Origin of the sequence: Microcoleus sp. Pol12B4 (assembly GCF_036701385.1) — a bacterium.
In the GTDB taxonomy this organism is placed as follows: domain Bacteria; phylum Cyanobacteriota; class Cyanobacteriia; order Cyanobacteriales; family Microcoleaceae; genus Microcoleus.
Window position 1 is genome coordinate 1 of record NZ_JAUBQR010000103.1, and the last position, 21,910, is coordinate 21,910.

Sequence of the window (21,910 nt, forward strand, 5' to 3'; positions counted from 1 at the left end):
GAGAGAATACGCTTTCATTAGGTTTGACTACAACAATGATATTTTGTTGTACCTCATTACAGCGGAATCCGCTGTATACTTTATTGTAAACCGTTGCTATGAGCAAAGACCCTGAATTAAGGCTTACCTACTTAATTTAATTGGGGCGGTTTGGCGAGCGATAAAATGGTTTTTTCACCACACTAGCCGGATAGTTTTTTCCGCGAATTTCGATTTCTAAGTGCTGACCGATTTTCGCTAATTTTGCTGGAACAACCGCGAGGGCTACTGCCCGATTCAAAGTAGGCGATAATGTACCGCTAGTAACTTCTCCTACTGTTTCGCCTTCAAATATTACCGGATAGCCGTGGCGTGCAATGTGCCGCCCCTGCATTTCTAAACCTACCAACCTCTTTGATACTCCACCCGCTTTCTGCTGTTCCAAAACCTCGCGACCAATAAAATCGCCTTTACTGTCGAGGTGAACTACCCAACCCAATCCAGCCTCTAAAGGCGTGGTGGTGTCGTCGATATCTTGACCGTAAAGAGCCATTGCTGCTTCTAAACGCAAGGTATCTCTCGCACCCAAACCGCAGGGAACAACGCCTGCAGCTAACAATTTTTGCCACAGTTCTTTTCCTACTTCGGCATCCACCATCATTTCAAACCCATCTTCGCCGGTGTAACCAGTCCTCGCGATAAAACTCGGCTGTCCCAACAGATTTGTTTCTAAGTGACCGAATAGCTTAATTGCTGCGAGGTTGTCTTCCACAAAAGGCTGGAGATAGTTAACAGCCTCTGGTCCTTGAATGGCAATTAAAACTTTATCTTCGGAGAGGTCTGTAAAACTCAGTTCGCTCAATTCTAAGTGAGTGGTGATCCATGCTTTGTCGGCGATGCGAGTGGCGGCATTGACAATGATTACTGCACGTTCTTCGCTAGTGATAGGGTCTGGTTCTTGGCAGTAGAAAATAATGTCGTCTAAGATGCAGCCTTTGGCATTTAGCAAGACTGTATATTGAGCTTGACCGGGTTGCAAGCGGCTCAAGTCTGAGGGTACTAAGGGTTGAAATTTTTCTATTACTTGTTTCCCTCTCAAACCAAATTTTCCCATGTGGGAAATGTCAAACATTCCTGCTTGTTGGCGTACTGCTTGGTGTTCGCTGCTGATGCCTGCGTACTGCACCGCCATCTCCCACCCGGAAAAGGGCACCATTCGGCCTTTGAGTTCTAATGATAGGTCGTACAGAGGCGTGCGGGCAAGTTGGCTCGGACTCTCTGGATTGCTGGATTCAGTTGACTTTGCCACAGGTAGCGCTTTGGTTGCGGGTAGACTGTTTTGATTTTACGGGAAAATTGGTTTTCGCGGTGTGTAGCGCGATCGAATTTAACGACACGGCAATGCTGTTTAGGTACAAGTCGCGATCGAATTTAACGACACGGCAATGCTGTTTAGGTACAAGCCGCGATCGAATTTAAGCACGCGGTGGTAGTGTTTAGGTACAAATTAGGATACGGCAGTGCTGTATCTCTAATGTAATGTTTATGGAGAATAGCGGGCTCGAACCGCTGACCCCTACAATGCCATTGTAGTGCTCTACCAACTGAGCTAATTCCCCTTTCTTTTCGCGCTCTCAATCATGCCTTAACTGACCAATATTTGTCAAGCTTTTTGGGGAAATTAGTTTTTAACCCTGGATTGGCAAGGCTTTCCGCTTTTTTTCCACAAAACTCTCCTCGCTTCTGGACAATGGTCAATCGCCTACTATCATTTAGTAAGTGTGTTGGGATATTTCGGTCAAATGGCTCAAACAAGACCCCATGAGAAAGTAGACGACTAGCAGAGCGGCGGCTGAGACCGCAACTAGGGTGCCGGCTAGCATTAGTGAAAATTCCCGTTGCGCGATCGCCTCTTGCATCAAGTGCAAAGACCAGGCAACGAGGGCAACGTCAATTATTAAAATAGGAACCAGCATAAGTTACGATTTGTAACAGCTTACCTATTGTAACAAAATTTTTCGCTCCGTGCAGATCAGCTCACCTGTATTTAACTTTTGCTGTAAAACCCGAAGGGAGCAGCGGAAAGCTACTGAGAAAAAATGATAGCTTTTGTTGATAATTACAATATGCAAAGTAAATGAGAGCAAGCTCAGCTTTAGAGGTGGGTTTTTTGACTCTTGAGCCAGCGCTCATGCTTTTGTGAGGGGGCAGGGTGCGATCGCTATTGTCGCCCAACGCTTACTTTCATAGCTTTAGCCTTTACCGACTTGTTTTGATTCCAAATTTTCCACTATTTGAGCAATCAGTGGACGATAAATGGTGTTATCTAAGTGTTCCTTGTACCACTCGTTATAATTCCCAGTATTATAGAGATGTTCTTCAATTAGTCGAGCCTCTTCCAGTAGTATCCACAAGTTATGAGTAGCTCGATTACAAAAACCTTCCATACCACTTATTTTCAGTCCATTTAATTTATACTGACGGCAAGCTGGACAGAGACATTCCTCTAGTTTTTTTTCTTCTTCTTGACTGACTTGACGGCCTCTCCAGCTACCTAAAGGAGCCACAATTCGCTCTCCGGTTCCAGGCAATTGTATCATCCCCCGCGCCGCCCGACTGCGCCAACCGCTTGAGTCTACTGAGTTAATGCTCAATAAAGCGGCTAAATGTATAGTTGCTGTGCCACCAATGCCAAAAACATGAAGTTTTGTATTTTTAAATTCTTCGCGTATATGTTGAATGCTAGATAGAATTTTCTGATAAGGTATTGCTTTAGGAGCGCGTAGTAAATTTGGTACAATGCCACCCAAAGCAATATATGGTTTTGCTAAGAATTCCTTATGTGCTTTGATTTCATTTACATAATCTTCAAGCAATTCGCTAATGTGAATAACAGGAATGTATGATGGATGGTCTTTATAAGCCAGATTCATTTCCATTGTGCGCTTAAAACATTGTGTCTGCTCCTTAAATGTCATTTTGGGAGTAGGAATAAAGTCTTGAGGAATTGGATACCAGTCTGGTTTAGCTTTTTCTACAAACTCTTCATACTCTTTTCTTGGCGTTTCACCATCACGTTTTATAAAGTAAAAAGCACCGTTATCAAGATAAATTTGAACTTGAGTAGGAATACCCAGAGATTCGTGCAGTCCCTTTTCCATTGCCTCACGCCTGCGTTTAGGCATTTTGTGAAAATCCGCGTAGGAAATCATTACCGCGTGTAGTTGGGGAAGGTAATACTCTGAGGTTCTATCCCATACACGCGGTTTTATTCCCTTTAAACTGATGCCAGCGACGATTTCCAAATAGTTTATCCCTTGGTCTGTTTGGAATATTTTGATTTTTTAGAGTTTTCCGCGTTGGCTTCCTCCAAAGCATCGAAAGCATCTTTTTCTTCTCGTTCGCCTTTGGAAGCAGGCTCTTTTATTTTTACCAGGACAGGAAAACTTGTAAGTTGTCCAGATAGAATTGCTTCACCATTTTCTAAATCGGGAAGCATCTTTACTTCTTCCTCACCTAAACTTTCGATCACCTTACGAACAAAGCTTTGGTCAGCAGGGTTAACCATACGCATGATGATGTATGAGTTACACATGGCGAGAGTAGTTTCATCCAGTCGGGAAGGACGCTGACTAATTAAAATCAAACCAACGCCAAATTTACGACCTTCTTGAGCAATCTGTCTGGTAACATTAATAGATCGTTTTTGTGCGGTTGTGTTTGCATTTCCAGGCGCAAAGTTATGAGCTTCCTCAAGTAGTAAGACCACTTGAAATTTTAGCTCATCTCTTACCCTAGCATCAAAAATATTGTCAGCAATAATGCTGTAGATTGTGGCTTGAAATTCTTCTGTATAGCCAGCTAAAGAAACAACACTAATTTGACCGTATTTAACTAATTCTTTGCGGTCAGTAGGTAACGGTTTAGCACCACTGCGAGCTACTTTTTGGTTGGTCTGTTCCATGCGTTGTAAGGCTGCTGCTGCTGCATTGGTACGCTTTTTAATCGCTTCAAGGGTACCTATGTCACGCTTAGAATAAGTGGTGAGTCCATTCCAGCCCCAATCTTCGAGTTGCTGTCTGTCATCTTGACCATTGTTGTCACGCAGCGCAGCTTCACCAGCTTCAGCCATCTGAGCAATTAACCAAAGATTGGGCTGCACACCATATTGCTTTAAATCTGGTTTGTTAATGCGTTCAGTCAACCAATCGGCTCGCTGAGTCATCTCTTGTGCATTGTCTTTTATATAAAAAGACTTAGCCGCCTGAAAGACATCACTAAAACGGGTCAGCATGGTAGGCGTTAGTTCATATCCAAGATTACTCACAATTTGAGCAACTGTGTCGCTGTCTTCTTCAAAAATAGGAAACTGTGCGTAGTAGCGATGCACTCTTTCCTTCAAACCTGGAACATCTGCTAACCCCGTGTAATCTCCATGAGGGTCAAATATCACTATGGGATAATTTTTGGCAGCCAACTGCTCAATAACTCGCCGCGCCGTCCAACTTTTGCCAGCACCAGTCATGGCTAAAATTGCTAGATGACGGGTGACAATTGCATGACCATCTACGGTGACATTTACTTCAGAACGGTTAGAAAGAGTAGCAATGTCTAAAGCACGATTTTTCTTGTCTTGCAATTCCCCAAGAACTACGCGAGCAATGTCTGGTGAATCAGGGCGGTAAGCAGTGGAAGCAGGTTTAGGAGGATAACGCAGCTTACTAAGCTTACCACCTGCGTTAACATCTAAAGGTTCAGCACCTAATACTTGACAAACCGCAGTCACCATTTCGACTGTTAACGAAAGCACTGTATCAAATGGATTTGTACGGGTAGCAGCTAATTCATGTCCGGCTTCAGTTGGGAAAAGAGGATTGATTCGTTCAATTGTTTGAACTTTAGCCCAAATACGAATTGTTTCCACAGTTGAACTGTTTTCTGATTGACGCAATTGTGCATCTACAGCGATGATATCTTGTTCGCGGACAGCTTCAGGTGCTACCGCTAGTCGAAACTCGCGGCTTGTACTTTCGCCTACCAACGTGCCGACATAACGATTAGGTGAAACAGAATTAGGATCTGGATTGTTTGGTTGCGGTGTTTTTTTTGCAGATATTGTCATAGGTTTTGTTCTACTCTAAACTTTAGGGCGGAATAGCCAATCCCGCTTTGTCATGTAAATTGACTGAACTATAATGTTACGCATCTGAGCGTCAGTAATTTGTCCATTTTGCAAGCTAACACCCAAATGGTACTTGATTAGCTTACTATAAGACTCAGTTAGCCAGTTTGGAATCTTAGCGTATTTATCAACAATGTCTAATCCTACTGGAAAAGCATATCCTGGTAGCACACGAGCATACAAATAAGCGCGTCGAGCAGCTTCTACAATCTGGTCTTTACCTAATTCCTCAAAAACTTCTACTCTAAAGGGTTCAGTAGTTTCTGAAACTTTTACATAGCACCCTTGAACTTTTGGAAATCCAATTTCATTAGATAATTTCAGGCAGCTCCAATCTGCATCTGTTGCATAAGACTCATCAGGCAAGGTAATTTTACCTTTACTTAGTCCGTCATATTTATTTTGAATTTCCCAAGCTTCTGAAAACTGACCAGGTTCCAGCAACATCGATAGCAGGAGAGCATCTGTATAACCTAGTCTGTCTAATAAGACTTTAGGTGATGTGAGATCTTTACGTCCATATAAAATATTAAAGAAATTTATGTTTTGCTTCTGTCTTAAACCTGTGAATATTCTTGGTAATAGAATCTTTTCACTAAATTCCCGTAATTGACCACGCTCAACGACACCAGTAATGATAGTTTTTGGCTTTTTTTGTTTCGCTTCTTTTATTAATTGACGATATAAAAATGCCATCCACGATAGGGGTTCAAACAACCTTCTTGCTACCCACTCGTCACAACGATCGGGAGCAATTTTAGGATATATTTCGAGTTCTGCTTCATTGAGAAAGTCTTCTTTGAGCTGTTCAGCTAATTCAGGTTGCTGTGCGTAATGGCTCAAAAAAATGTCAATGTCTTTTTCCGTGAAAGGTGTATGTCCAGCATAGCCACTCATCATGTAAACGAGCGGGCCATGAAACATTAAAACTCGTAAATCAGGTGTGCGTTTTAATGCTGAGAGGCCCCCCAAAAGTTCAGCAGTAATTCTGACAATATCTGGAAAATCTTTCCTTTCTTTACTACCCCCTTCTAAGTCGCCAAGAATAACGGGATAATAACCAAACTGTTCGCGTTCAGCGAGATTACGTTCCCCAGTTCGTACACGATAAGAACCTACTCGCAGAAGAATAGGAACTGGACTTGACATTTGAACTTGACCTAGACCCCCATCAATAAAAGTGACAACTTCACCCTGAACCTTCTCCCAATTTAAATCGTTGATGGCTTTAGCACTAAGTATTTGTTCTTTTCTTTGTCCCAAATCAGCCTGACGCATTGCTCGTCGCAGGTATGTGATAAATTTGGCGGTATTTGTGAAATAGTTATCCCGCAAACTCTCTGCAACAAGTAGCGCATTTTCCTGTAGCTTAATCATCAAGTGAGGCTGATTCTGTAAATCGGCTATCACTTCTTGGTCTGTTAAATTGTCATCCTGACTGTCTTGCTGATTCATTCACAACTCACTTCAATACCTAACTGGATTAGCATTCGCCTAGCCGCAATTGAATGAAAAGCACTGACAGGCAATCCTGTCAACAGACTCACCACCCACTTCGGCGATACTCGTCGATCGCCAACTAACACATACCAAGCCTGGTAACAACCAGGCTTGCCCTTGCCTTCGGCTAACGCCTGACGTGCTACATCAAGCACTTGTGCTGGTGTCAACACAACCTCAATCCCTTTAATACTGGCTTTCCCTGCCGGAGCAGCAGTCTGCAAACTGGGAGAGAGTTCCGCGGGCTTCCCGTATAACCAATCATGTAAACTTGACAGCTTTTTGCCTAATGAGCCTGTGGCAACTCGCACCATTAATCCTGATTTAATTAGCATATCGTATTTATCCAGTGCAAGGAAATAATCTCGACCTAGACAAATGCAAAGTTGTTGATATGGCTTGGCGTTGAGGATATTTTTGAGTTTAGCAATGACAAGAGGTTGCAGTTGGCGCGATCGATCTCTTGTCATTTTTTCGTCATAATCTGGAATCGGATAGTGACTGGGTATCAGTCCAAACTTCGCTGACAAAATATAAATATCCAAGGGCGCTGACGGTTGATCCCGCAGAAAACGCCGTAACAGACGAAATGTGGGGCCGTCGTATCTTTCTATGGCAGGCAGCAAGTTTGTGTCAAAAACTTTGCGCCGAGAACAGGCAATAATTATCAAATATGGAAATTCTGAATTCACTATTTTATCTTTATGGGCGATCGCGCCTGTCCTAAAAACAATTGTAGAGAAGCGATCGCCACTAATTCTCACTTCCTGTCTCACCTGCTGCAGTAGTATCGTTGCTGCACTGTGGCTGTATCTGCGCTCTACATGGGTTCTGGATGTTCTCCAAAATCTTCAAAGTCTTTGATAGCAAGGATTTTCGGTAATCTTTAGCAGCCGACAGTGCAAGGCAGTCCCGTTTCCCGCTTGACACTACAGCTAGTATGCCAACCATTAGTAACACTATCACTGATTAGCCTCATGATAATTACATATTCATTGGTACTCTTTACATAAGAGATACCAATGGTTAGACTACTGTGAGTAAGGTAGAGTATTTAATTGAGTAGTTATTAATTAATGGTTGTGAAAATCAGGCTTAAAGATGTCAGGACATCAAGATCGATTTCCCAAAACGAGTTAGCTAGAATACTGGAGATGTCGCTGGCTAACATTCAAAAAATCGAGAGAAACAAGGCAAAATCTATTCCCCTGGACACTTTAGATCGGCTGTGTGAGGTTCTAAATTGCGAAGTTGGTGATTTGCTAGTTCGGGTTAGCGATCGAGAGTTAGAAGCATTGTGAGTGAAAACCAACAGCCAGAACAAGTCACCTCTAGCCATTCCGTTACCGATCGCTGGCGATGTACAGCAATGGAAAAAAAATATGGTTGGAAGTTGTTACGGATTGAGCGCAACCAAAACAATCCTGTTCTCAAGTGGGATTGCGTTTTCAATGGCAAAACCGAATTCCCCGATTACCTGGAAGAAACCGAGGAGGATTAACCAATGGGTAGAAAATACATGATTTTTCGTGCCGAATGGACTGAAGATGAAGGGGCAGATAATAGGCTGTTAGCTCACACAGGGGCATACACTGATATTCTTGCAGAGTATTTTGACTCATCCAACGCACCTATCCCCGCACCGGGGTACAGATTGCTGGAGTTTCACAGCGCTGACGGTTCCGGTTCTAGCACCCACTACCGCACTGGAGACTGGGAAGTGGTGAGGGTGGAAGAGTACCCAACGGCAATACCTAATAACGAGTTTGAGGCGATTGTAGTTGGATACTGCAAATATGTCCCCGTCGAAACTCCGCTGATACCAATGCCAAAAGCTCAGGTTTCGATCGACTCTTTTGGAGATGAATCGGCTTATCAAGAATTCCTTCAGAGCGAGGCAGTTAAAGATTACACCCTAGTGTAACTTAAGTAGATTAAAAAAGGGGCAACTCGCGTCGCCCCTCATCTATTTAACCAACTCGAAAATTAAACTTCCACAGCAATCTTTTGTTCCGAAGCCTCCGGCGAATTCACTTCACTCGGCGGCACAACTTGCCAGAACTTAGGCAAATATTCCGACCAATTTGCTAAAATTTTCTCAGCTTTCTTGCTGCCCGTTCGATCGCACTGAGCCTCAATCAACTCCTTCAACTGAGCCTCCCCAGCCGCCGTACAAACGCGCTGCATCTTCACAATCTCCCCGTTGACATGAGCCGGGAAACTGCCATCTTCATCGAGGAAATAAGCCAAGCCGCCAGTCATTCCAGCGCCGACGTTGCGGCCGACTTTTCCCAACACCACAATCACGCCACCAGTCATGTACTCGCAGCAGTGATCGCCCGCACCTTCAATGACTGCTTTCGCCATCGAGTTACGCACCGCAAACCGTTCGCCAGCTTTACCCGCAGCCAACAGAGTTCCCCCTGTCGCACCATACAAACAAGTGTTACCGACGATCGCATTTTCGGAAGCATCATAAGTCGCACCAGCCGGCGGTGCAATCGCGATTTCGCCACCGTGCATTCCTTTACCAACGTAGTCATTGGCTTGGCCTGACAGCACCAACGTCATCCCCGGCAAGTTGAATGCGCCGAAGCTTTGACCCGCGCTACCAGTGAAGTTGAGGGTGATTTGACCGCTAAAGCCGGTGTTACCGTGTTGCTGTGCGATCGCACCACTGATTCTTGCGCCTACAGTGCGATCGGTATTCACCAATTTTACACTCTTGCTAACAGTGCCGTGATTGGCGATCGCACTTTGAATCTCCGCATCCGCCAGCAAATCATCATCTAACACTGGCCCGTTGGTGTGTACATCGCCGTGCACCAAGAAAGATCGATCGCTCTTAGTATCAGGTAACTTAGTCAAACAATCCAAATTAATCGCTTGGGTCTTAGTTAGTTTCACCCCATCGCGCATTTTCAGCAAATCCGCGCGGCCGATGATATCTGCGATCGACTTATAACCCAATTTCGCCAGCAAACTCCGCACTTCTTGTGCTACGAAATAGAAGAAATTAACAACGTGTTCCGGCGTTCCGGGGAACCGTTTCCGCAAGTGTTCTTGTTGAGTAGTCACGCCCACCGGACAACTATTCATGTGGCAAACGCGAGCCATAATGCAGCCTTCTGCAATCATTGCCACCGTGCCGAAACCGTACTCTTCGCCGCCCATCAAAGCGCCTACAATCACGTCCCAGCCGCTTTTAAAGCCACCGTCAACGCGCAGCAAAACTCGATCGCGCAATTTATTTTCCATTAGCACCCGGTGAACTTCGGTCAACCCGAGTTCCCACGGAGAACCTGCGTGCTTAATCGAACTCAGTGGCGAAGCACCGGTGCCGCCGTCGTGACCGGAAATTTGAATCACATCAGCATTTGCCTTGGCGACACCGGCTGCTACAGTCCCGATGCCAACTTCCGACACCAACTTCACCGAAACTCCTGCTTTCGGATTGATTTGGTGCAAGTCAAAAATCAACTGCGCCAAATCCTCGATCGAATAAATGTCGTGGTGAGGAGGAGGAGAAATTAGAGTTACACCCGGTTTCGAGCGGCGCAAATAAGCAATATACTCGCTCACTTTCGGCCCCGGCAATTGACCGCCTTCACCCGGTTTCGCACCTTGTGCGATCTTAATTTCGATTTGTTCGGCGTTCATCAGATACTCTGGAGTCACCCCGAAGCGTCCAGAAGCTACCTGTTTGATGGATGAAGAAGCTGTATCGCCGTTCTGCAAACCTTTTAAGTGAGGTAGCGTTTGTGAGAAACCTGCCTCGCTCACATCGTTTAGCACTTTATAGCGCACGGGGTCTTCGCCGCCTTCGCCGGAGTTGGATTTGCCGCCGATGCGGTTCATGGCAATCGCTAGCGTTTCGTGGGCTTCCGGGGACAAAGCGCCGAGAGACATTCCGCCAGTGGCGAAGCGTTTGACAATATCTGCTACGGATTCTACATCTTCGATGGCAATGGGAGGGCGATCGCTCTGGAAATCCAGTAAATCCCGCAAAGCCGTTACCGGGCGATTTTCGAGCTGTTTCTTGTAAACCTCGTAATGGTCGTAGGCACTTTCACCATTTTTGTCACCAAATGGTGTCATTTTTGGTTCTGCCCCATTGCCGTTACTGTTAGTCTGAGCCTTAAAAGTAGTCACAGCCTTGTGCAAAGCCTTCGCCATTTCCGGGCTGTTCATGTGATATTCACCACCCCGCCGATACTGCACAAAGCCGTAATTTTCCAGTTTTTTGAGGTGCAATTCTGGGAAAGCCTGACTGTGGAAAGACATTACCTCGTTAGCGAGTTCCGCCACACTCAAACCGCCGATCCGAGAAACAGTGCCTTTGAAACCCAAATCGAGCAAATCACCGCCAATGCCGATCGCCTCAAAGATTTGCGCCCCCTGATAGCTAGCCAGCAGCGAAATCCCCATTTTCGACATAATCTTCAGCAAGCCGTTTTCCACCGCTGTGCGGTATCTAGCTTGAGCCTGCGTCACGGTAATATTGGGAACTTTGCCGTGCTGCATCAAATTTTGAGTCTTGGGGTCAGACCACCATGCGCGCACGCTTTCCAATGCCAAGTAAGGGCAAACAGCCACCGCGCCGTAACCGAGCAAACAAGCGAAGTGGTGAGTGCTCCAACATTGGGCGGTATCCACAACCAGCGAAGTTTGCATCCGCAGGCCGACGCTAATTAAGTGGTGGTGAACCGCGCCAACTGCCAGGAAAGGCGGAATATAAGTACATTCTGCGCTCAATCCAACAGCATAAGATTCCCCTTCTGCCTTGGAGACTCGATCGCTCAAAATCAGAATCCTCGAACCCTCGCGCACCGCTATCGCCGCCTTTTGACAAAGTTGCTCGACTGCGGTTTTCAAACCGCCAGGCCCGGCCGCAATTTTGTAAAGCGTTGACAATTCGGTTGCTAGGAAAGACTTTTGGTCTTTCAAGACAGACAGTTCAGCGTCGTTGAGTACGGGGGAATCAATTTTCAGCCGCTTGGCATTTTCCGGCACTGCTTGCAGTAAATTGCCCCGCAGGCCCACATTCATCGTCAGCGACATCACCATCCCCTCGCGCAGGGGGTCGATCGGCGGATTTGTCACTTGAGCGAACCGCTGTTTGAAATAGTTGTACAGCAACTGAGGCTTTTCTGACAACACAGCCAAGGGAACGTCGTCGCCCATGCAGAAAGTCGGTTCTTTGCCAGAACTCGCCATCTCGACGATCACCATGTCCAAATCTTCTGCTGTGTAGCCGAAAGCAGTTTGGGTTGCCAACAGCGTTTGCGAGTCGAGGGTTGGGGTTTCGGCAAAAGGCTGCGGTTCCAAGGTTTCGCGGTTTTGTTTCAGCCATTCGCCGTAGGGATGCCGCTTAGCAATTCGCTGTTTGAGTTGCCAATTTTTGAGAATTTCTTGAGTTTGCAGGTCAACTGCAATCATTTGTCCTGGCCCCAAACGGCCTTTTTCGACAATATCGGCTTCGGGAATATCCACAACTCCGGCTTCGGAAGCCACAATTACCAAACCGTCTTTAGTAATGCAGTAGCGGGCCGGCCGCAAACCGTTGCGATCGAGCGTAGCACCTACTTGTTTCCCGTCGCTGAATACCAGCAGTGCGGGGCCGTCCCAAGGTTCTTGAATGCCGCTGTAATATTCGTAAAAATCGACAATTTCTGGATACTCAGCCAAATCCGGCTGATTTTTGTAAGCTTCGGGCACCAGAATTGTTAGGGATTCCAGGGGAGTGCGACCGGAATGTACCAACAACTCCATCACGTTGTCCAAGTTTGCCGAATCGCTGCTTTCGGGATTGACAATTGGGTTGAACGTGTCGATATCAGCTTGGCTCCAATTCGGGTGAGCTAAATTCGCTTGCCGCGCCTTCATCCAGGTAATATTGCCCAACAGCGTGTTAATTTCCCCGTTGTGTCCCAGCAAGCGCATCGGCTGAGCTAAGCGCCAGCGGGGCAGGGTGTTGGTGCTGAAGCGCCGGTGATAGACGGCAAAGGAGCTTTTATAAGCGGGATTTTTCAGGTCGGGGTAAAATTCTGCCAGTACGGCCGATCGCACCATGCCTTTATAGACGATCGTGCGGCAGGAGAAAGAGCAAGTATAAAAGTCTTCGCGGGTGAAGTTGGGGCGCTTTGACAGCTCGTGTCCGATCGTGCGGCGCGCCAGAAATAGGTGTCTGTCGAGTTCGTCTCCGGCTAAGTGCGGTGAACTGACAATTACTTGTTCGATTTGAGGTTGATTTTCTAGCGCTTGCTCGCCCAAAACCGACGGTACAATGGGAACTTGGCGCCATCCCAAAACTTTCAGCCCGCGATCGGTCAGAACTTGCTCAACCACCTGCCGCGCTATAGTCGCTTGAAATTTATCTTGAGACAAAAACAGCATTCCCACGCCGCAGTTTTCCCGTGCGGGAGGCACAATTCCCTGTTCGGCAAACCAAGTATCCAGCAATTCCCAAGGAATCGCCGTCATCAAACCCGCACCGTCGCCGGAATCTTGGTCGGCGCTGCAACCGCCGCGATGTTCCAGACAAGTTAAAGCTGGCAGCGCTTTCTCAATAATCGAGTGCGTAGCTTCGCCGCTTTGGTTGGCAATAAACCCCACACCGCAGGCATCTCTTTCTTCCACTAACCAGCTTTGGCCGGCGAATGGAGTTCCTCGCTCAGTCTGATGCACGTTTCTGTTTCTGTTTGGATCGATCGTGTTACCCATGTTGATTGAATGTTATTTCCGTGATTGTGTGGTTGATGCGTTTTTATAGCTCGGAGAGAGAAGGCTGCCGAGCGGTGGGAGCCTAGTAAACTTTAAGACAGCACGTTGGAAGCTGATTTGATTAAAAATTTACGTCTATGCGGCCTGTACTTAGCACTGAAACCCTGTTTGCAGATTTTAAATTATCTCGCTCGCATCGCCTCGGAGATGTCTCCTAGAATACCCTGCTGTTAAAAAGCAGTGATTCTTTGGGCGATCGGCGTCCTGCAACTAGATACATTGCAGGCGATCTAGTTTTTTGTGTGGGTTTTTCCTGAGTTCGGAAGGGTAGCCTTGCGGATTCAGGTAGATAGTAACTTTAGCGTTATTTTGCTTGCTGCGCTGTTGAGTTGCTTTCGTCAGCGCCCGCAGACACAAAAGCCACCTGCCCGCTCAGTCGGTAGGTGCAATGTTGTAGCAGCGCGGTTCACAACTGGTAAAACCTGTCTTATTGTGCAGTCAACCCTCGGGCCGCGAACATCAAGTTTATCAAAAAATTGATAAAATTTCACCGCTTACAGTCAGAGTTTGCGTGCAAGTCTTGCCAGCGATCGTCCAGAACCCAGGCTAAGATGCCTAGCCGAAAAAGGTTGACAGTTTTCCATAACTCTAATTGAGATTTTTTTACCCACAAAGTTTTGTTACTCATCAATGCAGGCTATTTTACCGTTATGTTGAATATAAAACATCGGGGTTGCCATTAGAGGCATCTGGCAAATTAATCGCTTTCCCAAACAACAATGTGATTGAAAAACGGAGTTTGCAAGAAACCTATAATTAGTTTTTCTAGAAACCATTATATCACAACTTTAAGGTAAAGTTGCCAAATATACTACTGGTCATTACGCTCAGTTTTGCCTCTAACAAAAAATCGAAATTAGATGCTATAAATCAGAAAATTTATATTCTGCTAAATATAGAAATAAAATAATTTTACACTGATCAGAAGGGCAGTAAGGTTGATAATTTACGCTGTTTTAGAAAGGGATAGCTTAGACTCAATCAACCCCACGCGCCTGTATCAATGCGTGTTAATGACTCAGCAAATAAGCTACAAGCTAAAGTGATTTTAGGTCAACCCTATTTCAAAATAAGTAGACAAGAAAAAAAACCAATATTAAGTCTTGTTTTTAAAAAGGCGTTTTAATAATTTGAGCTACAAAGTAGATTAAACTAAGTATAGTTAATCAATAGTACGGCCGATAGAGCGAAAATAGTAGATATTAACTCTAAAAAGCTTCAGGCTTGACAGAAGCAGTAGGAAGAGGTAGGTATGGCTAACATAACAAATATTTTTCGAGGATATGAGATTAACGAGCAAATATACGCAGGGAATCGAACTCTAGTTTATCGGGGTCGTCGATCTTCCGATCAGAAGCCCGTAGTCATAAAACTGCTACGAAATGACTTTCCCCGCTTCCACGAACTGGTTCACTTCCGCAATCAGTTTGTCATTACTAAAAACTTAGAGCTCCCCGGCACTGTCAAGGCCTACAGCCTGGAGACTTACCATAACCACTATGCTCTGGTGATGGAAGACTTTGGCGGAATTTCTTTATGTAGCTACCTCGCTAGTCTAGTGTTCGCCAGCAAGAAGCCCCTAGAAGGCTTGCCCATTAACGAGTTTCTTCCCATTGCCATTCAAATTGCCAACTCGCTCGACGGACTTTATCGCCATCACGTCATCCATAAAGACCTCAAACCCGCCAACATTCTAATTAACCCGGTCAGCAAACAAGTCAAGCTGATTGACTTCAGCATCGCTTCCCTGCTACCGCGCGAAACCCAAGAAATTCAAAATCCCAACCTCCTTGAAGGCACCTTACCTTACATATCTCCCGAACAAACTGGGCGGATGAACCGAGGAATTGATTACCGCACAGATTTCTATTCGCTGGGAGTCACATTCTACGAACTGCTGACGAGACAGTTGCCTTTCCAAACCGACGATCCGATAGAGTTAGTACACTGTCACCTTGCTCAGCAGCCTATCCCAGTCCATCACCTCAACAAAAGCGTTCCATTGGTGCTGTCTGAAATTGTTAGCAAACTGATGGCAAAGAATGCTGAAGACCGCTATCAAAGTGCCCTAGGACTCAAGTACGACTTAGAAACTTGTTTGCACGAGTGGCAAGAGACAGGGACGCTGACTCACTTTAAAATAGGGGAGCGAGATTTGTGCGATCGCTTCCTCATCCCAGAAAAATTATACGGTAGAGAAAGCGAAGTATCCTCACTACTGGCAGCCTTCGATCGCGTGAGTGCAGGCAGCACTGAAATGATGCTCGTTTCTGGTTTTTCTGGTATTGGCAAAACCGCTGTCGTCAACAAAGTTCACAAACCAATTGTGAGACAGCGAGGCTACTTTATAAAAGGCAAATTTGACCAATTTCAACGCACTCTTCCCTTTACAGTATTTGTCCAAGCTTTTCGCGATTTAATGGGACAACTGCTATCGGAAACCGATGCTAAAGTTGAACAATGGAAGTTGGAAATCTTGGCTGCTTTGGGCGAGAATGCTCAGGTAATCGTTGAAGTCATTCCTGAACTAGAACGTATTATCGGACAGCAAGCGCCAGTCCCCGAACTTTCTGGAAGTGCTGGTCAAAATCGCTTCAATTTGTTGTTTGAAAAATTTATTCAAGTCTTCACAACAAAAGACCATCCTTTAGTGATTTTCTTGGACGATTTGCAATGGGCAGACTCAGCATCGTTAAAATTAATTCAACTGCTGATGAGCGACGTTGATAACCGCTATCTCTTTTTAATTGGAGCTTATCGGGATAACGAAGTTTTTCCAGTACATCCATTAATGCTGACGTTAGGAGAGATTGAAAAAACTGAAGCAAAGGTGAATACTATTACCTTAGCACCACTTGCTCGAGCCGACGTAAATTGTTTAGTTGCCGATACTCTAGCTTGTTCTACAGCGTTGGCTCTGCCTTTGACAGAACTCGTTTATCAGAAAACCCAAGGCAATCCATTTTTCAGCACACAATTCCTCAAATCTTTGCATGAAGATGGGCTAATTGAATTTAATTTTGAAGCTCGGTATTGGCAGTGCGATATTGCCCGAGTGCGAACCTTGGCACTAACCAATGATGTTGTAGAATTTATGGCACTTCAGTTGCGAAAGTTGCCAGCCCAGACACAGTCCATTTTAAAGTTAGCTGCTTGTATTGGCAATCAGTTCGATTTGGCGACGTTAGCAATTGTTGATGAAAATTCGCCAGAAGAAACCGCATCGGCTTTATGGAAGGCACTACAAGACGGGCTAATTTTGCCCATTAGCGAAGTTTATAAGTTTTATCAAGCAGAGGAAAATAGCGAATCGGTAATCGCTAAGGTCAAGAAATCTGACCAATTACTAATTGCCCAGGATCAATTACCCAAATATAATTTTTTACACGATCGCGTCCAACAAGCAGCCTATTCCCTCATTCCTGAAGACCAAAAGCGTTCTACTCATTTAAAAATCGGTCAACTGTTATTAAAGAATACACCAGAAGCCGAGCGAGAAGAAAGAATTTTTGATATTGTCAATCACTTGAATGTAGGAGTTGAGCTAATTACTCAGCAAGCAGAACAAGAGCAATTAGCACAATTGAATTTAGTTACAGGAAAGAAAGCCAAAGCTGCTACCGCTTATGCTGCTGCGGTTGAATATTTCAATACTGGGAAGAAATTACTAACAGCAAATAGTTGGCAAAATCAATACGAACTAACATTAGGGCTGCATACCGAAGCAGCAGAAGCGGCATATCTGTGCGGTGACTTTGAGCGGATGGAAGAATTGGCATCAGTCGTGGAAAGCTGTGCCAAAATGCTACTGGACAAAGTGAAAGTATATGAAGTTCAGATGCAAGCTTGTATGGCGCAAAATAAGTTACAGGAAGCGCTGAATACAGGACTACAAGTTTTAAAACTGTTGGGGGTAGAGTTTCCCTCCCAGCCAAATCCGTCTGATATTGGGCAGGCATTAGGCGAAACTGCGGCAATTTTTAACGAGAAGCGAATTGAAGATTTGATTGATCTGCCTCAAATGAGGGAGCCCTATAAACTAGCCGCCATAAGACTTTTATCAAGTATCTTTGCTACTGCATACCTTGCTGCTCCTGCACTGTTGCCTTTGACTGTATGCAAACAAGTACAATTATCCGTCCAATATGGGAATGCTTCCGTTTCTCCCTTTGCTTACGCCAATTATGGTTTTCTGCTTTGTGGAGTTGTGGGAGATATTGATTCAGGTTATCAGTTCGGTCAATTAGCTTTAAGTCTAGTGTCAAAGTTAAATTCTCAAGAAATTAAAGCCAAGACAGCCTTCGTAGTAAATTTCTTGATCCGACCTTGCAAAGAGCATCTCAAAGAAACCTTAGAGCCTTTGGTGTCAGCTTATTCTAGCGGAATGGAGACAGGAGATAGAGAATATGCAGCCTATAATTTATTACAGTATTCCTGTTCAGCTTACTATAGTGGCAAAGAACTGAGTGTCCTTGAAAGAGAGATAGCAAGAAACAGAGATGCTATTGATAAAATCAAGCAAAAAAAACCGCTTAATTATATAGAAATTTATTGGCAGACTATCTTGAATATGCTGGGAAAAAGTAAAAATCCCTGCATTCTAAAGGGTGAATCCTACGATGAGCATATCAAGTTGGCAGTTTACCAGCAAACAAATGACCAAGTGGGATTTGCCTACATATATTTACACAAGTTTTTCCTTTGTTACTGGTTTGAAAAATACTCAGAAGCGATAGAGAATATCGCTCTAGCAAAGAAGTATTTAAATGCAGTAATAGGAATGCCCGTTATTCCTGTTTTCCATTTCTACGATTCTTTGGTGCGGTTGGCGGTGTATTCTGACATTCCACAGTCTGAACAACAGAAACTTCTCGACAGAGTACAAGCTAATCAAGAAAAAATGCAAAAGTGGGCGCATCATGCCCCCATGAATCATCTGCATAAATTCTATCTAGTTGAGGCAGAACGGCATCGGGTTTTAAACCAAAAAATAGAAGCGGTCGAGACGTACGACAAAGCTATTGCCATCGCCCAAGAAAACGAGTACATCAACGAAGAAGCACTTGCTCACGAACTCGCTGCAAAATTCTATTTAGAATGGGGCAAAGAAAAACTGGCTAAACCCTATTTAATTGATGCTTACTATGCTTACGCTCGTTGGGGAGCAAAAGCAAAGATTGACCATCTAGAACAGCGCTACCCCGAATTGCTTGCTGTGATCCTGCAACAGGAGCGAACTCGCCAGAATCCGACAGAAACAACTCATACCTCCAGCAGTGAATCATCCATATCTAACACCAATAGAACAATTATCGGTAGCACCAGCAGTTTGGAGTTAGTAGATTTGCCGACAGTGATCAAAGCTTTTCAAGCTCTTTCCAGTGAAATAGAACTAGAGCAATTGCTAACTACTTTGATGCAAGTAGTAGTGCAAAATGCCGGAGCACAAACCGGAGCATTAATTTTGGAGGAAGCGGGAAAGTGGAGAGTTGCCGTACACTGTACAAATCGCCAAAATTGTGACTTGCAATCACTTCTAGTTGAAGAAAGCAAAGCAATTCCTCTGAACATCATTAACTACGTCAAACGTACAAAAGAAATCCTAGTATTCGATCGTGCCAGCACTCAAACCACCTGGGCTGGCGATCCTTACATCATTGAGCACCAACCCAAGAGCGTATTATGCACTCCGATTCTCCATCAAGGCAAAGTAATGGGGATTCTGTATCTAGAGAATAATCTCACAACGGGGGCGTTTACGCGCGATCGCGTGGCCATCCTCAACATCCTGTGCTCCCAAGCAGCAATTTCCTTGCAAAACGCCCGACTGTATCAACAATCTCAGGAATATGCTCAAAAACTAGAGCAGTCTCTCCACGAGCTCAAACAGATGCAGTTGCAATTGGTACAGGGTGAGAAAATGTCTGCTCTGGGCAATTTAGTCGCAGGAGTAGCCCACGAAATTAACAATCCCGTAGGCTTTATCGCCGGCAACTTACAGCCAGCTCAAGAATACGTGGGGGATTTATTCAATTTGATTGATTTGTATCAAGAAAAATTTCCCAATCCGGGAGGGGAAATTGAAACAGAAATTGAGGATATGGACTTGGAGTATTTGCGAGAAGATTTGCCCAAATTGATTGGCTCGATGCAGGAGGGAGTCGATCGCATCCGCAATATCAGTACGAGTCTGAGAACGTTTTCGAGGGCAGATAGCGATCGACCAGTTTCTTTCAATATTCACGATGGGCTCGAAAGCACTCTGCTGATTCTCAAGCACCGTTTAAAAGCCAGCGAGTTCCGCCCTGCCATTGAAGTTGTGAAAGAGTATGGTAACTTGCCCCTAGTGAAATGCTTTCCCGGACAGTTAAACCAGGTATTTATGAACGTACTGGCAAATGCCATTGACGCTCTGGAGGAGTCAAATAAGGAACGCAGTTTTAAGGAAATTAAAGCCCTACCTAATCAAATCACGGTTCAAACTGCTCTGAGCGAATCCAACAATTTGGTTGTGATTCGCATTAAGGATAATGGAGTGGGGATGTCAGCCGAAGTCAAGGAAAACATCTTTAACCACTTATTCACCACCAAGTCAGTGGGTCAAGGAACTGGATTAGGATTGTCTATAGCTCACCAAATTGTTGTGGAAAAACATGGAGGCACATTAGTAGTGAATTCTTCTTTGGGGCAGGGTTCGGAGTTTGTGATTGCTATTCCGGCGTGAGCAATTCGTACTAGGGATTTAGCGCAATTAGTGCCGCCTCCCAACTACGAGCCACGTTATTAGAAGAAACAGGCAACGGGGGACGGGGAACGAGCAACAGGCTAGGGGTTTTCGTGCTAGGAACTAGCGACTATGGACTAGGAAAACAAAGAATATAGACTAATTCCCCCATCCTCCGCCTGCACCTTATTAGTGATGGAGACAGCGGTTTGCAACCGCCCGCTTTACCAACTCTCTTCCCTTTTTTTGTGCCCGGTTTCGAGTTAAGAGTTCCCGGGAGATTTTCAGCCTCTACCTTACCGAAATGAAAGCAGCTATCATGCTACTGAGATTGGGGAGTTGAATTTCATAATATGATAAGGTGCGCGCACCCTAGTTTAATAAGGTGCGCGCTTGACGCTTGACGCTGAGATGTACGGAGAGGGTGGGATTTGAACCCACGTTAGAGTTACCCCTAAAGTAGATTTCGAGTCTACCGCATTCAACCGCTCTGCCACCTCTCCAATTGATTTGAGATGTGAGCTAAAAGTATTTTACCGCACAGTGCGCCAGATTGTAAATCTTTATAAAAAAGAAGTTTGATTTTCTTCAGATTCCAAAGTGGTCTTAAATCCCCCTGCAGGAGTCCACTGGAGGGCTCCGTCGCGCCCTGTCCAGAATATCTGAGTTTTGCTTTGGCGCAGTTGGGCTGCGGTTTCTGGGTCAATTTCGTCAGCAGATGCGATCGCCACTTGCGGTCCAACTGCGCCCAATAACTCAGCCGTCAGGGCTTTTCCCGACCACCACAGCACTTGAGCCGGCTTCAAGGTTCCCGTTGCGACCAATTGTTTTTGCGCTTCCGGTGTCATTTCACCGAGGAGCAACCAAGTTTGATTTCCCACCAGGAATTCTACCACCGGAATCTCCGCATTCACCAACTGCAACCGCGTCGAACCCAGATCAACTGTACTGTTAGTTTCTAAAGGAAAGTAAACGCCTTGGCGAGATTGCACAGCCGTCATAAATTCCTGATTATTGCCGCGGTGAATTTGTTTCGGATCATTATTATCATAAAATGTTTTAATTGGCAAGCGTTGTAGTAATTTTCCCCAACCACTGCTCAAACCTAAATGACCGTGAGTGGCGATCGCAAAATTCACAGAATTAACTCCTTGCTTCTGCAAAAAAGGCAACACTGTAAACCTTACGGTATTTTCATCACCGCTATTAATTAGCGCCACCTTTCCCCTATCTTGAATTACTAAAACAGGCTCACCAGATGTCGCCAGCAAAGTAACTTGAAATAAAGATGATTGAACGTGCCAAGCTGGCAAAACTATGATACTTATTCCCGCCAGCAGCGCCAGCGGTAAAATCCAAGCAGATGAAAAACTAGGCAGCGAAACCACTCTACTTTTACCATTCTTCTTGCTTCTTTCTCCCTTCTTCCTTCTTGCCTCTTCCTTCTTCCTTCTTGCCTCTTCCTTCTTCCTTCTTCCTTCTTCCTTCTCCTTTCTTCCCCCGATCCAAACCCAGCCAATTAAACTGTAAAGCGCTATTAGCTGAAACACCGATACTTGACCGACAGCTACCGAATTACCGGGTAATTGCGAGAAATATTCCGCGATCGCAATTAACCCCTTTGCCGGATAGTCCAGCAGTTGCGCTAAAACACTGCCAGCGGGCGGAAAAATCAATCCAGCTAAAGCGCTAACCATCCCCCCAATACTCAAAATCCACAGCAAAGGAGCCGCAATAATATT

Annotated in this window: 13 protein-coding genes and 2 tRNA genes; 5 read left to right on the top strand and 10 right to left on the bottom strand. The window is 45.1% G+C overall.

The annotated features are described in order from the left end of the window. Positions 1-136: 136 nt before the first annotated feature. Positions 137-1,288 (bottom strand): glycine cleavage system aminomethyltransferase GcvT, encoded by a 1,152-nt coding sequence (gene gcvT, locus QUA38_RS15475; protein WP_333163159.1) that lies wholly within the window; start codon positions 1,286-1,288, stop codon positions 137-139. On the opposite strand from gcvT, the gene QUA38_RS15480 reads away from it, so the two are divergent. After that, a complete protein-coding gene (locus QUA38_RS15480; RefSeq protein ID WP_333163177.1) occupies positions 1,213-1,458 on the top strand; it encodes a hypothetical protein in 246 nt (81 codons plus the stop codon). The genes gcvT and QUA38_RS15480 overlap by 76 nt on opposite strands. Before the next feature lie 67 nt (positions 1,459-1,525). Here the strand turns inward: QUA38_RS15480 and QUA38_RS15485 are convergent. The 6 genes from QUA38_RS15485 to QUA38_RS15510 form a co-directional block, all read right to left on the bottom strand. Then, positions 1,526-1,598: transfer RNA gene (locus QUA38_RS15485), tRNA-Ala, on the bottom strand. 153 nt (positions 1,599-1,751) lie between these two features. Beyond that, on the bottom strand, positions 1,752-1,955 hold the full coding sequence (locus tag QUA38_RS15490) for a hypothetical protein (RefSeq protein ID WP_333085722.1): 204 nt from the start codon (positions 1,953-1,955) through the stop codon (positions 1,752-1,754). Between the two features lie 276 nt (positions 1,956-2,231). Continuing rightward, positions 2,232-3,284 carry a hypothetical protein gene (locus QUA38_RS15495; protein ID WP_333163161.1) on the bottom strand — a complete coding sequence of 351 codons (1,053 nt, stop codon included), beginning with the start codon at positions 3,282-3,284 and terminating at the stop codon, positions 2,232-2,234. Between the two features lie 5 nt (positions 3,285-3,289). Beyond that, entirely contained in the window at positions 3,290-5,101 is a 1,812-nt protein-coding gene (locus QUA38_RS15500; protein WP_333163163.1) for an ATP-binding protein, read from the bottom strand. Between the two features lie 15 nt (positions 5,102-5,116). After that, a complete protein-coding gene (locus QUA38_RS15505; RefSeq protein ID WP_333163165.1) occupies positions 5,117-6,616 on the bottom strand; it encodes a DNA double-strand break repair nuclease NurA in 1,500 nt (499 codons plus the stop codon). Beyond that, entirely contained in the window at positions 6,613-7,437 is an 825-nt protein-coding gene (locus QUA38_RS15510) for a DUF6884 domain-containing protein (protein WP_333163167.1), read from the bottom strand. The genes QUA38_RS15505 and QUA38_RS15510 overlap by 4 nt, the downstream gene beginning before the upstream one ends. A gap of 300 nt (positions 7,438-7,737) precedes the next feature. Between QUA38_RS15510 and QUA38_RS29375 the strand changes: the two genes are divergently transcribed. From QUA38_RS29375 to QUA38_RS15520, 3 genes are read left to right on the top strand one after another with little or no spacing between them, the layout of a single operon-like run. Continuing rightward, positions 7,738-7,962 carry a helix-turn-helix domain-containing protein gene (locus tag QUA38_RS29375; protein WP_333181601.1) on the top strand — a complete coding sequence of 75 codons (225 nt, stop codon included), beginning with the start codon at positions 7,738-7,740 and terminating at the stop codon, positions 7,960-7,962. Further along, complete coding sequence (locus QUA38_RS15515) at positions 7,959-8,162, top strand: hypothetical protein (RefSeq protein ID WP_333163169.1); 204 nt, start codon at positions 7,959-7,961, stop codon at positions 8,160-8,162. The genes QUA38_RS29375 and QUA38_RS15515 overlap by 4 nt, the downstream gene beginning before the upstream one ends. A 3-nt stretch (positions 8,163-8,165) precedes the next feature. Then, positions 8,166-8,585: a hypothetical protein gene (locus QUA38_RS15520; RefSeq protein ID WP_333108071.1), complete on the top strand. Its 420-nt coding sequence runs from the start codon at positions 8,166-8,168 to the stop codon at positions 8,583-8,585. A gap of 62 nt (positions 8,586-8,647) precedes the next feature. Here QUA38_RS15520 and QUA38_RS15525 read toward each other — a convergent pair whose 3' ends face one another. After that, on the bottom strand, positions 8,648-13,384 hold the full coding sequence (locus QUA38_RS15525) for a glutamate synthase-related protein (protein WP_333163171.1): 4,737 nt from the start codon (positions 13,382-13,384) through the stop codon (positions 8,648-8,650). 1,312 nt (positions 13,385-14,696) lie between these two features. Between QUA38_RS15525 and QUA38_RS15530 the strand changes: the two genes are divergently transcribed. Beyond that, on the top strand, positions 14,697-20,168 hold the full coding sequence (locus tag QUA38_RS15530) for an AAA family ATPase (RefSeq protein WP_333163173.1): 5,472 nt from the start codon (positions 14,697-14,699) through the stop codon (positions 20,166-20,168). 416 nt (positions 20,169-20,584) lie between these two features. Here the strand turns inward: QUA38_RS15530 and QUA38_RS15535 are convergent. Then, a tRNA-Ser gene (locus QUA38_RS15535) sits at positions 20,585-20,671 on the bottom strand. Between the two features lie 60 nt (positions 20,672-20,731). Beyond that, positions 20,732-21,910 (bottom strand): ComEC/Rec2 family competence protein (locus QUA38_RS15540; protein ID WP_333163175.1); only part of this gene is annotated, 1,179 nt, incomplete at its 5' end.

Bases quoted from the DNA above. Each gene is read 5' to 3' on its own strand.
- QUA38_RS15480 (WP_333163177.1), top strand. From the start codon at position 1,213: ATGATAGGTCGTACAGAGGCGTGCGGGCAAGTTGGCTCGGACTCTCTG.
- QUA38_RS15490 (WP_333085722.1), bottom strand. From the start codon at position 1,955: ATGCTGGTTCCTATTTTAATAATTGACGTTGCCCTCGTTGCCTGGTCT.
- QUA38_RS15500 (WP_333163163.1), bottom strand. From the start codon at position 5,101: ATGACAATATCTGCAAAAAAAACACCGCAACCAAACAATCCAGATCCT.
- QUA38_RS15505 (WP_333163165.1), bottom strand. From the start codon at position 6,616: ATGAATCAGCAAGACAGTCAGGATGACAATTTAACAGACCAAGAAGTG.
- QUA38_RS29375 (WP_333181601.1), top strand. From the start codon at position 7,738: ATGGTTGTGAAAATCAGGCTTAAAGATGTCAGGACATCAAGATCGATT.
- QUA38_RS15520 (WP_333108071.1), top strand. From the start codon at position 8,166: ATGGGTAGAAAATACATGATTTTTCGTGCCGAATGGACTGAAGATGAA.
- QUA38_RS15525 (WP_333163171.1), bottom strand. From the start codon at position 13,384: ATGGGTAACACGATCGATCCAAACAGAAACAGAAACGTGCATCAGACT.
- QUA38_RS15530 (WP_333163173.1), top strand. From the start codon at position 14,697: ATGGCTAACATAACAAATATTTTTCGAGGATATGAGATTAACGAGCAA.